This window comes from Staphylospora marina, from assembly GCF_003856495.1.
Taxonomy (GTDB): Bacteria; Bacillota; Bacilli; order Thermoactinomycetales; family Thermoactinomycetaceae; genus Staphylospora; species Staphylospora marina.
This window is the reverse complement of sequence record NZ_CP034118.1, coordinates 1594362-1606942: the sequence shown is the minus strand read 5'-3', so window position 1 is coordinate 1606942 and position 12581 is coordinate 1594362. Positions and strand designations below refer to the sequence as shown.

Below are 12581 nucleotides of genomic sequence, written 5' to 3'. Positions count from 1 at the left end.
GAAGGCATGAACGACAAATGAAACGGTTGGGTGTCATCGTGGAGGCCATGGTGCTGGTTCTGCTCGCGGCGGTGTTTCATCGGTTGCTTTCATTTCCGTTGGTTCCGGAAACCGCTCCCGTTTCCCTGATGGCGGTTCCGGTGAGTGCGGCGGCGTTCCGGCGCGGCGTCAAAACCGGCATGATCACCGGACTTCTCGCCGGCGCTCTCGTTTTGCTGGCGGGGACCATTCCCCGGGATCCCGGACCGCTCGATTGGATCGTTCCGCCGGCGGCCGCCGCCTGGGGATGGGCCGGGGCAGTTCCCGTCCGTGAAACCCGGGGCACGGCAAGCCGCTTGATCACCGGAGGGATCGGGCTGCTCTTGGGCGCCGCCGTACGCTTCCTGGCATTGTTCGGGGGGGTGAAACTGTTTGCGGGACCGACCTTTCCGATGGAATGGTTGTGGTTCGTCCTCGCGGAGCTGCTGGCGATTTCGTTGGTGGTGCTTCCTCTCCTCGTCCGGGCGCCGGGTCTTTTGGCGCGGAGGGACGGGAAAACGCAGAGTCATCGGATGGAAGGAGGGGGAACGGAGCCGTGGGAAAACGTCGGGTGATTGTGGTGACGGGCGGAGAACTGACCGATGAAGAGCTGCTTGGACTCCGGAATTCGGAGGATCGGATCGTGGCCGTCGACGGCGGGGCCAAAAAACTGTTGGAGGCGGGAATCGTGCCGGATCTCGCCGTGGGAGATTTCGACACCGCCGGTCCGCAATTCGCGAAAGAATTGGAGAAACGGGGCGTGGCCGTGGAGAGGCTCCCGGAAGCAAAGGCGATGACCGACACGCATTATGCGTTGGAGCGGGCTCTTTCCGGGCAACCGGATGAAATCATTCTGTTCGGGGCACTCGGCGGAGGGCGCGTCGATCACATGCTGGCGAACATCGGTCTGCTCGAATGGCTCGAAAGCCGCGGCGTCCGGGGGATCATCCAGGGAAGTCACAGCCGGATTCGCCTGCTCGCGGGACCGGGAGACATCGCGTTTGTCCGGGACGGGTATCCGTATGTTTCACTGATTCCGCTGACTTCCAAAGTGGAAGGCATCAGGACAAGGGGAATGAAATATCCTTTGTACGGAGAGACGCTCACAAGAGGGATGACCCGGGGGATCAGCAACGAACTGAACGCGGAAAACGGGTCGGTTTCGATCGTCGCCGGGAAGGTGCTGGTCGTGGAAAGCCGCGACCGGTGATCCGCGGATCCCGCGCGAAACTTGGGCCGGGATGCCGGACGTTTCAGGGACCGATCGCTCTCCCGGGAATATAAATAGGGATGGAACCACCTGTGTGAGTGATGCCTGAATGCAGGAGAAGGGGTGAATCCGGCGTGAAATTCTACACGATCAAATTGCCCAAGTTTCTCGGCGGCATGGTGAGGGCCATTCTCGGAGCGTTTCGCAAACAATGACCCTGAAACCGCGGAGAACGCGACAAAGCACCGGTGCATCCGTCTGCCGGTGCTTTGTCGGTCCGTCCGAGGATCCGGCGCATGATTCGCCGGCTCTGTCAAACACGAAAGCACCGGTCGCCGGGACCGGTGCTTTTTCAATGAAGGTCCGGATGATCAGACGCGGGTCACTTTTCCGGACTTCAGGGCGCGGGTGCTCACCCACACGCGTTTCGGTTTGCCGTCCACGAGAATGCGGACTTTCTGAACGTTGACGCCCCATTTTTTCTTGGTTTTCCGGTTGGAGTGGCTGACCTTGTGACCGGTTTTGCCTTGTTTTCCGGTAATGAAGCAACGACGTGCCATTCGTGACACCTCCCGAACGAACAGTTTTCCGCTTCGGCATGCGGCCGGGATCCCCGGCCGCCCGGATTCCTCCGTATGAAGACCAAACACTCGGAAATTGTAGCACACCTGCCGCTTGCTTGCAAGGATCAGGCTGCTTCAGTATGATGGGTGTGGTCCGTTTCCGATCGCCCGAACGGCGGGAACGAACCGGGCGCGGGCGGGGACCGGGACCATCCGCTCTCGCAAGCAAGGCCGATTTTTGGTATATTCTATGTACGAGTAACCACACTCGCAACGATTGAAAGATTCCGCCGACGGATTAGCGGATGGAACCGGCGGAACCGGACGGAAGGGTTGTTTCCGTCCCGGATTCATCGGGGCAGGGACGTGACCCGCGGTGTCCCCGCCGACAACCCAGAACCTCGACCGGGAGGAATATGAATGAGCCTGAATGTATCGACCGAACTCGGACAAATCGAAGTGTCGGGCGAAGTGATCGCCACCATTGCAGGTGCCGCCGCGCTGGATTGCTACGGTCTGGTCGGCATGGCATCCCGCAGTCAGATCAAGGACGGGATCACCGAGCTGCTCGGCCGTGAGAACCTGAGCAAAGGGATTGAGGTCCGCAAAGAGGAAGGAGACATCGTCATCGACCTTCACATCATCGTGGGCTACGGAACCAAAATCTCGGAAGTGGCGCACAATGTCCAGTCGAAGGTGCGATACACGCTGGATCAGCTGCTCGGGCTCAAGGTGAACAAAATCAATATCATCGTGCAAGGTGTACGGTTGGTGAATGAGGATTAAGGAGGAGCGCGTTTGGAACGGCAACAGATTGACGCAGCGTTGTTTCTGAACATGATGCGCGCGGCAGCCCGGAATCTTTCCGCGAACGTGGAAGCGGTGAATGCACTCAACGTGTTTCCCGTACCGGACGGAGACACGGGCACCAACATGAATCTGACGCTCACTTCCGGTGTCAGGGAGATGGAGTTGGCGGCTTCCGCCGGCTCCGTGGGGAAACTGGCTGAAGCGCTTTCAAAAGGATTGCTGATGGGAGCCCGCGGCAACTCCGGAGTGATCCTGTCCCAGTTGTTCCGGGGATTCGCCAAGGGTGTGGCAGACAAAGAAACCTTGACGGCCCGCCAGTTCGCCGATGCTTTCCAGCGGGGTGTGGAAACGGCGTACAAGGCCGTGATCAAACCGGTGGAAGGAACGGTGTTGACGGTGGCGAGGGAAGCGGCGGACGCCGGGATGAAAGTGGCCTGGACCACGGAAGATCCGGTGGTCGTCATGGAGACGGTGCTTCGGGAAGCCCATCGTTCGTTGGCCAAGACCCCGGAGCTTCTTCCGGTGCTGAAGCAGGCCGGCGTCGTCGATGCCGGCGGGCAAGGCTTGGTCTGTGTTTATGAAGGAATGCTCGCCGCCATGAAAGGCGAGGAGATCGAGCCTGTGTCTCCCGTTTCGCAAACGGACGCCGAATCGCTTGCACGGATGGCGCACGACAATGCGCAGGCCAAGGTGGACCCGTCCGAGATCGAACACGGGTACTGCACAGAATTCATGATCCTTCTCAAGACGGACCGGAGACCCACCGAACCGTTTGACGAAGTCACGTTCCGGAAGGAAATGGAACAGTTCGGCGATTCCCTGCTCGTCGTGGCCGACGAGGAACTGGTCAAGGTTCACATCCATGCCGAAAGACCCGGAGATGCATTGAATCACGCGATGAAGTACGGGGATTTGACCCGCATCAAAATTGACAACATGCGGGAGCAATACGAACAAGTGACGGAAGGTCACCATCCGCACGGAACCAAAGAGCCCGAAAAAGCGGAGAAACCCAAACAGAGATACGGCGTGGTGGCGGTTGCGGCCGGCGACGGGATTGCCGGAATTTTCCGCAGTATGGGCGCCGACGTGGTGATCGAAGGCGGACAGACCATGAACCCGAGCACGGAGGAAATCGTCCGCGCGATCACGGAAGCAAATGCCGAACACGTGGTGATTTTGCCGAACAACAAGAACATCATCCTGACCGCGGAACAAGCGGCCGAAGTGACGGGCGCCGATGTCACCGTGCTTCCGACGCGGACCATTCCGCAGGGGATTGCCGCACTCCTGGCGTTTGACCGGTCGGGATCGCCCGAGGAAAACCGTGAACGAATGAACGAAGCGGCAGCCCACGTGCAGTCGGGGGAAGTGACTTACGCCGTCCGGGATTCCAAGGTCGGGGACGTGGAGATCAAATCCGGGGATCTGCTCGGAATCCGCGAAGGAAAGATCGAAGTGACGGGAAGCGATCTGAACGAAACCGCCCGGCGCTTGCTGGACAAGATGTTGGAAGACGGCGGGGAAGTGGTCACCATCCTGTACGGTCGGGATACGGCAGAAGATTCGGCCAACGAGTTGGCGGAAAAACTTCTGGAGGAACACCCGGACCTCGAAGTCGAAGTGCACAAAGGCGGACAACCGGTCTATTACTATATTTTCTCCGTGGAATGACCTGCAGATTTTATCGCCGATCGGCAGCGGAGGTGTCTCAGCATGGCACAAGTGAAAATCATCGCGGACTCGACGTCGGACATCCCCAAGCATTTGGCGGACGGTCTGGGAATCTCGATCGTCCCGATTTATGTGAACATATCCGGCAAGACCTACGAAGACGGACGAACGATCAGCCCGGGCGAGTTTTATGAAATGCTCAAAACGACGGAGCAGCTTCCGACCACGTCCCAACCGTCCCCGACCGACATCGCCGATGTGTACAGGGAAGCCATCCGGGAAGGGTCCAAGGAAATTCTCTCCCTGCACATTTCGTCCAAAATGAGCGGGACGTATCAATCGGCGCTTCTGGCCAAGTCCATGATCGAAGAGGAACAGGAAGGCGTCCGGATCCACGTGCTGGACACCCGCACCGTCACGTACGCGTTCGGGGTGATCGTCCTCCTGACGGCACGCGCGGCGAAAGAGGGAAAATCGCTGGACGAACTGGTTCGGATGGCCGAACGGATTCGCGAGAAGCAGGCATTGGTGGCGCTTGTCGACACCCTGGAATATCTGCAAAAAGGCGGGAGGATCGGCAAAGCGGCCGCACTGGTCGGCTCCCTGCTGAACATCAAACCGATCATTTCCATCAGCGACGACGGGGAAGTGACGGCCATCGACAAGGCACGAGGAAGGAAAAAAGCGTTTTCCCGTGCGTTTGAGCTGCTTCGGGAGCGGGTTCCGGGCGGCGCGGTTCATGTCGGCATCCTTCACGCGAACGAGCCGGAACAGGCGAAAGTCTGGCTGGAGAAAGTCAAGGAGATGTACGACGTGCGTGAGAGCGTCATCGCGGACATCGGTCCGGCGGTCGGGACGCACGCGGGCCCGGGCACGGTGGGGTGCTTGCTTGTACCGCTCGATGACTTGTGAGGAAAGTGGGTTGCAATCATGAAATATCGTACCGTTTTTGATATCATCGGCCCCGTGATGATCGGTCCCTCCAGCTCTCACACGGCCGGGGCGGCCAGAATCGGCAGAGCGGCCCGCAAGATTTTCGGGCGGAAGCCGAAACGCGTCAAGATCACGCTGTACGGTTCGTTCGCCAAGACGTACCGCGGACACGGAACGGACATCGCCTTGGCCGGCGGAATCCTGGATTTTGACACGTTTGACAAACGGATTGTCCATGCTCTTGACATCGCCAAAGAGGAAGGCATCGACATCACCTTTCATCCCTCGGACGAACTGACCGAGCATCCCAATACGGCACGCCTTCTTCTTGAGGATGAGCAAGGAAGCGTGGAAGTGACCGGCATCTCCATCGGCGGAGGAAAAATGGAGATCGTCGAGCTGAACGGATTTGACCTGAGGTTGTCGGGGAATGATCCGGTGCTCCTGGTCCTCCACAAGGATCAGTTCGGCGCGGTGGCCAAGGTGGCGTCCGTTCTGGCAAACCATCAAATCAACATTGCCTTCATGCAAGTTTCCCGGAAAGAAAAAGGAGCCCAGGCATTGATGTCGATCGAGACGGACCAACCGGTCGGACCGGACGTGCAAAGTGAAATCCGGAACCTGCCGGGCATTGACGGGGTCACGGTTTTGTAAGGCATTTTGCGGAGGACCGCCTTCACGCGTCGTGGGGGGCGGTCTTTCCGCGGAAGAAAAGGAGCATGGATCATGAGATTTCGCACGATGGCAGAATTGGTGGAAATCGCCGAAACAGAAAACCTCAAGATCTCCGAAGTGATGATCCTGCACGAAATGGACGTGATGAACCGGTCCCGGGAAGACATCTTTGAAGAGATGAGCCGCAATCTGGATGTGATGGAGCAGGCCATCCAACGGGGAGTGACCGAAGACATCCGTTCGCACAGCGGTCTCACCGGAGGAGATGCAAAACGCATTCAGCAGTACATCAACAGCGCACCGGTGCTTTTGTCCGGAAAAACGGTTCTGGACGCCGTTTCCCGCGCGACGGCCGTTTCCGAGGTGAACGCGGCCATGGGAACGATCGTTGCCACGCCCACCGCCGGTGCTTGCGGCATTTTGCCGGGAACCATTCACACGGCCGCGAAAAAATTGAACTCGGACCGCGAAACCATGGTCCGCGCTCTGTTCACCGCCGGAGCGGTCGGATATGTCATCGCGAACAACGCCTGCATTTCCGGTGCCGCCGGAGGCTGTCAGGCGGAAGTGGGATCGGCGACGGCCATGGCGGCGGCCGCGGTGGTGGAGATGGCGGGAGGCACGCCGTCCATGTCGGCCGAAGCGGTGGCCATTGCCCTCAAAAACATGTTGGGCCTCGTCTGTGATCCGGTGGCGGGCCTGGTCGAGGCACCTTGCGTGAAGAGGAACGCGATGGGAGCGGCCATTGCCATGGTGGCTGCCGATCTGGCATTGGCGGGTGTCAAGAGCGTCATTCCGACCGACGAGGTGATCGACGCCATGTACAAAATCGGGCAAAGCATGCCGGTTGCGTTGAAGGAAACGGCACTCGGAGGCCTGGCCGCGACCCCCACCGGACGGGCCCATGAACGGCGGATTTTCGGCACGACGGACAAAAGCGAATGAATCTGGCGGACATCCCCGTCACAACGCTTCCGGGAGTGGGGGAACGGAAGGGAGAAGCTCTTGCCGAGCTGGGGATCCGCTCCGTCGCCGACCTGCTGGAGTACTATCCCCACCGGTACGAAGATTACCGTTTGAGCGATTTGGCGGCGGCTGAAAACGGTTCCAAGGTGACGGTTCGGGGAATCGTCCGGGGTCAACCCGGCATCCGTTGGTTCGGCAAAAAGCGCTCCCGCATGGCGGCAAGGTTGGATGTGGACGGGTTGTTCATCCGGGTGGCCTGGTTCAACCAGGCGTTTCTCAAGGACCGGATTCGTCCGGGGCAGACCATCGTCGTATCCGGCCGATGGGACAGACATCGCCTGGAAGTGACGGCGGAGAGGACATTCATCGGGGAAGAGGAGCAAAAGAAACATCTCGGTCGACTGGAACCGGTCTACTCCGTCGGCGGAAATGTCAAGATGCAATGGCTTCGTAAACTGATTTACGAAGCTTTTGTTCGCTACGGGAAAGAGATTCCGGAAATGTTGCCGGAAGAGCTGATCCGCCGGTATCGGCTGATGCCGCGGGCAAGAGCCATGTACACCCTTCATTTCCCCCGGGGGACGGAAGACGGGCGGCTGGCCCGTCGGCGAATGGTGTACGAAGAGCTGTTTCTGTACGAACTCAAGATCATGTGGTTGCGCCGGCTTCAGCGAACTTCCGTGCAAGGGATCGCACATTCATTCGACGATGCCGACGTTGAAGCGTTCATCAACGATTTGTCCTTTCCCCTGACCGGGGCCCAGCGGCGGGTGGTGGGAGAAATTCTCGGGGACATGCGATCATCCGTGCAGATGAACCGCCTGCTTCAGGGGGATGTCGGCTCCGGAAAAACGGTGGTGGCCGCCATCGCCTTGTACGCCAATTGGCTGAGCGGTCACCAGGGAGCGTTGATGGTTCCCACGGAGATTCTGGCCGAACAGCACTTCCGATCACTTCGGGATCTTTTGGAACCGCGAGGAGTTCGGGTGGTTTTGCTCACCGGGCATCAGGGAGCGAGGGAGCGTCGTGATGTGTTGGGGCAGATCGGCATGGGGCTGGCCGACGTGGTTGTCGGTACCCATGCGCTCATCCAGGACGCGGTTTCCTTCCGAAGGCTCGGACTGGTGATCATGGATGAACAGCACCGGTTCGGGGTGAGACAACGGGCTTTGTTGCGCGAAAAGGGGGAGGCGCCTGACGTGTTGCACATGACGGCCACTCCGATCCCCAGGACATTGGCCATCACGGTGTTTGGAGAGATGGATGTGTCCACCATCGACGAAATGCCCGCCGGACGTCAGCCGGTGGACACCTATTGGGTCAAAAAAGACACATGGCCGCGCATCATCCGTTTCATCGCCCGGGAGTGCGCATCGGGAAGACAGGCGTATGTGATCTGCCCGCTGATTGAAGAATCGGAAAAGCTGGATCTGCAGAATGCCCAGGAATTGTACGAACAGCTGACCGTCCGTCTCGCGCCGGTGAGAGTGGGTCTGTTGCACGGGCGGATGAGCCAGGCCGAAAAGGAAGAGGTCATGCGTCTGTTTGCGGAAAACGTGGTGCAGGTGCTGGTTTCCACCACGGTGGTGGAAGTGGGCGTCAACGTTCCCAATGCGACGGTGATGGTGGTGTATGACGCGGATCGCTTCGGACTGGCACAGCTTCACCAGCTTCGCGGTCGGGTCGGTCGCGGCGGAGGGGCCTCCACGTGTGTGCTGGTGGCGGATCCCAAGTCGGAACACGGTGTGGAGCGGATGCGCATCATGACCGAAACCACCGACGGATTCGAAATCTCCCGAAGAGATTTGGAACTTCGGGGGCCCGGCGATTTTCTCGGCGTGAAGCAGAGCGGTCTGCCCGAATTCAAACTGGCCGATTTGCAGGAGGACGGGCGCATTCTGGAAGTGGCCAGGGCGGATGCGGCGTCCTTGGTGGAAAGGCCTGATTTCGCACGTCATCCGGAAACCGCTCCATTGTACGGGATGCTGACAAACCTCGGTCTGGACCGGATCACGTTCGATTGAAGCAAGACATCGGACGAGCCTTCGTTTCCCGGAACCGAAATACGACCGCTGCGATTTACCGTTCGGATCACCCGATGTTCCGCCGTCAACGGCGGAGTCGGGTGATTGGTTTTTTCCCGGATCTTTCTCCCCCCGTCACCGCCGCATCCGGTTCGCATAGACTGGAGTGATTGAAGAACCCGGGAAGGGAGGACGCGCTTTGTCAAACCAGGAGTTTTACCGGGAATTGGCGACGGAGATCAATCGAACGCTGGGCCGGAAAGCGGTGTCATCGAGAGAGATCGGAAACTTGGTCGAACAGGCGAAAATGATTCGGAGAACACGCGGTCTGATGGGATTGATGGCATTCGCTTCCGAAATTCCTTACCGCTATTTCACGCCGGAAGAAATCGAGTACCTTCGGCACTCCCCGAGATGGAATGAACTGGGGGATCGACTGATCCGCCTGTTGGTGATGGAAGGGGTGATCACCCCGGCCGAGGCGGGGATGCTCCGGCGATACCTGTGAAATGGGCCGGAGAAAACGGGCGGGAACACAACCGGATGATTGCGCCGTCTCATACTGGTATAGTGTCCCGGATTGGATGTCAAGGAAAAGGAAAGGGAGAGGAACCGAGATGGCGAAGACACGGAAATCGTCCGCCTCTCTGCGCCAAATGATCCGCAAGATCGTGGCCGAGGAACTGGACAGGAGATTCCCTTCGGATCTTCCGCCGGGTTCGCCGTTTGCGGATGAACGCACGGAGAGGGTGAGCGAGTGGGAGGCCCCCGTCCCGGTGATCGACGAGTGGGCGGATGACTGGTTTGCGCCCGTTCCCGAACCGGAGGCGGACCCGCGCTCCATGCGGAATGACGAACCGGACCGCGTCGGCGGACCGCCGCCCGAATCGTCGTTCTGGATGCACGGGGGGCCGGAATGGCCAAAACGCCGCGAGCACCCGGAAGGTTCGCGGAAGTCGGGAAGAAAGTCGGCATCCCATCCGGATGCCCACGAATCTTGGCCGGAGTTTCATGACGAGACGGCATTTCTGCAGAGCCAAAGAAAGAGCCGGAGAAAGCGGTAAAAAAAAAACGGCCCGCCGAGCTGCGGGCCACATGGCATCTTCCACAATATCCCGTGAAAGATCCGATATGGGAGAGGAGAAACCGGAGGAAGAGCTTATGGGGAAACGTAAGTCTTCTCCGCGGTTGACAACATCTTTCGATGCCGTCTTCCCACATTGTTGCCCGTATTTTGCGTTTTATACGCGATGCGGGCAATTTTTGTTTTTGTCGGTCGTTTTATGGTAGGATTAAGCTGGCTTACCGGTGTACGGCCGGACGGCCGCGGAGGATTTTTTTGGTTTTTTCAATCTTTTTTCGGGCAAGGTGTCGAAGATGAGAATCATCGCTGGCAGCAACAGGGGAACCAGATTGAAGATGGTTTCCGGCAAACATGTCAGGCCGACGGCCGATCGCGTGAAAGAGTCGGTCTTCTCGGTGATCGGTCCCTTTTTCGACGGCGGCTGGATTCTGGATCTTTTCGCGGGAACCGGACAACTGGGACTGGAGGCTTTGAGCCGGGGAGCGGACCGCGCCGTCTTCATCGATGAATCTCCCGCCTCGGTGGAGACGGTCAGGATGAATGTGAGGGCGGCCCGTCTCGAGGAGCGTTCGGAAATCCGGCGGGCAAATGCCTGGGCGGCTCTCCGGAACCTGAAAAAGAGGGGGCTCCGGTTTCGGATCATCTTCCTCGATCCGCCGTTCACCGAGAATTATTGGGAAACGGCTCTCAAACGCATCGACGAATACGATCTGCTGGAGGAGGACGGGGTGATTGTGGCGGAACATCCCGCCCGGAACGAATTGCCGCGGACCGTCGGCATGCTCCGGCAGTACCGCCGTCTGGAATACGGTGACACCGCCGTTTCCCTTTATCAGCGGAAATCCCGGGATGAACAGGAGGATGAATGATGAAGATCGCAGTGTATCCGGGAAGTTTCGACCCCATTACATACGGTCATCTGGATTTGATCGAGCGGGGACTCAAAGTGTTTGACAAACTGATCGTGGCCGTGCTGATCAACTCTTCCAAGCAGCCGCTGTTCACCGTGGAAGAACGAAAGGAAATGATCCGGGAAGCCACCCGCCATCTGCCCGGAGTGGAAGTGGACAGCTTCGAGGGGTTGTTGATCGATTACATGAAAAAACGGGAGGCCGGAGTGATCCTGCGGGGACTCAGGGCCATCTCCGACTTCGAATATGAACTGCAGATCGCTTCGATCAACCGGAAGTTGAACGAAGAAGTGGAAACGCTTTTTCTGATGACCAACAACCGACACTCGTTCATCAGTTCCGCCATGGTGAAAGAAGTGGCCAGGTACGGGGCTGACGTGAGCGATCTCGTGCCACCCCACGTGGTCGAGGCTTTACGGGTCCGTTTTGCCCAAAAAGACACCCGCCGGGCGTGACGCCTCAGCGGGTGTTTTTTGCCGCCGGTGTCCGGCTCCGGAAGGACGCCGGGAACCGGAGAAGAAAATAGACAAAACCGACGATGGCCGGAATTTTGAACCATTCCCACCAGAACGGGAGCGAGGGGGTATCACCCGCCGCGAATGCCGGTTGGATCGCCGGAAGATGATGCAGATGCGGCTCCAGCACCGGATACAAAAGCAGCGTGATGATCGCGGCCAGGAATCCGTGAATGATCCGTGCGAAAAAATAGGGGAGATAACGAATGTCGGTCCCGCTGATCATGCTGGCCACCTGCGCGTGGATGGACAATCCGTTCCACCCGATGACCAAGCTCACGGCCGCCAGCTTCAGGACAAGAGGCAGTTCCGGCGAAGCGGCGCTGGCCAACTGCGACCCCAGCGTGATCTCGAAAAAGCCCGCGAGCAAACTGTCGGACAGCTCGGTCGGAAAGGAGAACAGGCGGAGCAACGCGGAGATGGCTTTTTCCAGCAGAAGGGCCGCTCCCACATGCCGAAACAGGTGGGTCAACACGGAAAAAAGCATGATAAACCCGCCGATCAAGAGGAGCGTCTGGACCGCCGAGGTGACCGACTGACCGAGCAACTGTCCGAGGGGTCTGCCGTCCTGGATTCTGGCCCGGTGCATCGCTCTCAAAGCGCGCAGCAAAATGAACCCCTGCTTTTTGTCCGGAGGTCCGGAAGGCGGTGCCTGCGCTTCGTGAAATCTCATCAGGAATCCGACGAGCAGCGTGCTGAGATAATGCGCGGCTGCAAGAATCACACCCACGGACGTGCTCTCGAAGAAGCCGACCGCCACGGCGCCGAAAAGAAAAAGCGGACCGGCCGTGCTGGTGAAAGCCACCAATCTCTCCGCTTCTTCACGGGTCACCATCCGCTGTTCCCTCAGCCGGGCCGTCAATTTGGCACCCATCGGATTTCCGGAAATCAGGCCGACCGTCATGACGAACGCGCCGGCACCGGGAACCCTGAACAAGGGCCTCATCAGCGGCTCCAGCAACACACCGAGAAAATGAACCACTCCGAAACCCATCATCATTTCCGCCGCGATGAAAAACGGCAGGAGCGCGGGAAACACAACGTCCCACCAGATGGACAGACCTCGGATCGAGGAGTGAAACGCCTGTTCGGGATAGAGGACCAGGGCGGCGGCAAGGAAACACGCGGCGAATGAGAGCAGCAGCGTTTTGATCCGGCTTTGGAGAAGAATGTGATTCATGGCATTCGCTCCCTTGTG

At 58.9% G+C, this 12581-nt stretch carries 15 protein-coding genes; 13 read left to right on the top strand and 2 right to left on the bottom strand.

Features of this window, described 5'->3' with window-relative positions; translation table 11 throughout:
- Positions 1 to 17: 17 nt before the first annotated feature.
- From EG886_RS08045 to spoVM, 3 genes are all read left to right on the top strand, one after another.
- On the top strand, positions 18 to 593 hold the full coding sequence (locus EG886_RS08045) for an energy-coupled thiamine transporter ThiT (RefSeq protein ID WP_124727654.1): 576 nt from the start codon (positions 18 to 20) through the stop codon (positions 591 to 593).
- On the top strand, positions 575 to 1228 hold the full coding sequence (locus EG886_RS08040) for a thiamine diphosphokinase (protein ID WP_164491730.1): 654 nt from the start codon (positions 575 to 577) through the stop codon (positions 1226 to 1228). Before EG886_RS08045 ends, EG886_RS08040 begins: the two co-directional genes overlap by 19 nt.
- A gap of 134 nt (positions 1229 to 1362) precedes the next feature.
- Positions 1363 to 1443 (top strand): stage V sporulation protein SpoVM, encoded by an 81-nt coding sequence (spoVM, locus tag EG886_RS08035; RefSeq protein ID WP_124728722.1) that lies wholly within the window; start codon positions 1363 to 1365, stop codon positions 1441 to 1443.
- 156 nt (positions 1444 to 1599) lie between these two features.
- Here spoVM and rpmB read toward each other — a convergent pair whose 3' ends face one another.
- Positions 1600 to 1788: a 50S ribosomal protein L28 gene (gene rpmB / locus EG886_RS08030; protein WP_124727652.1), complete on the bottom strand. Its 189-nt coding sequence runs from the start codon at positions 1786 to 1788 to the stop codon at positions 1600 to 1602.
- Positions 1789 to 2211: 423 nt separating this feature from the next.
- Between rpmB and EG886_RS08025 the strand changes: the two genes are divergently transcribed.
- The 10 genes from EG886_RS08025 to coaD all read left to right on the top strand — a co-directional run bounded on the left by EG886_RS08025 (position 2212) and on the right by coaD (position 11323).
- Positions 2212 to 2577 carry an Asp23/Gls24 family envelope stress response protein gene (locus EG886_RS08025; RefSeq protein WP_124727651.1) on the top strand — a complete coding sequence of 122 codons (366 nt, stop codon included), beginning with the start codon at positions 2212 to 2214 and terminating at the stop codon, positions 2575 to 2577.
- A gap of 51 nt (positions 2578 to 2628) precedes the next feature.
- Entirely contained in the window at positions 2629 to 4275 is a 1647-nt protein-coding gene (locus EG886_RS08020; protein ID WP_124728721.1) for a DAK2 domain-containing protein, read from the top strand.
- Between the two features lie 42 nt (positions 4276 to 4317).
- Complete coding sequence (locus EG886_RS08015; RefSeq protein ID WP_124727650.1) at positions 4318 to 5187, top strand: DegV family protein; 870 nt, start codon at positions 4318 to 4320, stop codon at positions 5185 to 5187.
- An 18-nt stretch (positions 5188 to 5205) separates the two neighbouring features.
- Complete coding sequence (gene sdaAB / locus EG886_RS08010; RefSeq protein WP_124727649.1) at positions 5206 to 5862, top strand: L-serine ammonia-lyase, iron-sulfur-dependent subunit beta; 657 nt, start codon at positions 5206 to 5208, stop codon at positions 5860 to 5862.
- Positions 5863 to 5934: 72 nt separating this feature from the next.
- A complete protein-coding gene (gene sdaAA, locus EG886_RS08005; protein ID WP_124727648.1) occupies positions 5935 to 6828 on the top strand; it encodes an L-serine ammonia-lyase, iron-sulfur-dependent, subunit alpha in 894 nt (297 codons plus the stop codon).
- Positions 6825 to 8873, top strand: coding sequence for an ATP-dependent DNA helicase RecG (gene recG / locus EG886_RS08000; RefSeq protein ID WP_124727647.1), 2049 nt, complete (start codon positions 6825 to 6827; stop codon positions 8871 to 8873). Before sdaAA ends, recG begins: the two co-directional genes overlap by 4 nt.
- 199 nt (positions 8874 to 9072) lie before the next feature.
- A complete protein-coding gene (locus EG886_RS07995) occupies positions 9073 to 9381 on the top strand; it encodes a hypothetical protein (protein WP_124727646.1) in 309 nt (102 codons plus the stop codon).
- Between the two features lie 109 nt (positions 9382 to 9490).
- Positions 9491 to 9937: a hypothetical protein gene (locus tag EG886_RS07990; RefSeq protein WP_124727645.1), complete on the top strand. Its 447-nt coding sequence runs from the start codon at positions 9491 to 9493 to the stop codon at positions 9935 to 9937.
- Between the two features lie 313 nt (positions 9938 to 10250).
- A complete protein-coding gene (rsmD, locus tag EG886_RS07985) occupies positions 10251 to 10826 on the top strand; it encodes a 16S rRNA (guanine(966)-N(2))-methyltransferase RsmD (RefSeq protein ID WP_124727644.1) in 576 nt (191 codons plus the stop codon).
- Positions 10826 to 11323: a pantetheine-phosphate adenylyltransferase gene (coaD, locus tag EG886_RS07980; RefSeq protein ID WP_124727643.1), complete on the top strand. Its 498-nt coding sequence runs from the start codon at positions 10826 to 10828 to the stop codon at positions 11321 to 11323. The genes rsmD and coaD overlap by 1 nt, the downstream gene beginning before the upstream one ends.
- Positions 11324 to 11327: 4 nt before the next feature.
- Here coaD and ylbJ read toward each other — a convergent pair whose 3' ends face one another.
- Positions 11328 to 12563: a sporulation integral membrane protein YlbJ gene (gene ylbJ, locus EG886_RS07975; RefSeq protein WP_124727642.1), complete on the bottom strand. Its 1236-nt coding sequence runs from the start codon at positions 12561 to 12563 to the stop codon at positions 11328 to 11330.
- Between the last annotated feature and the right edge of the window lie 18 nt (positions 12564 to 12581).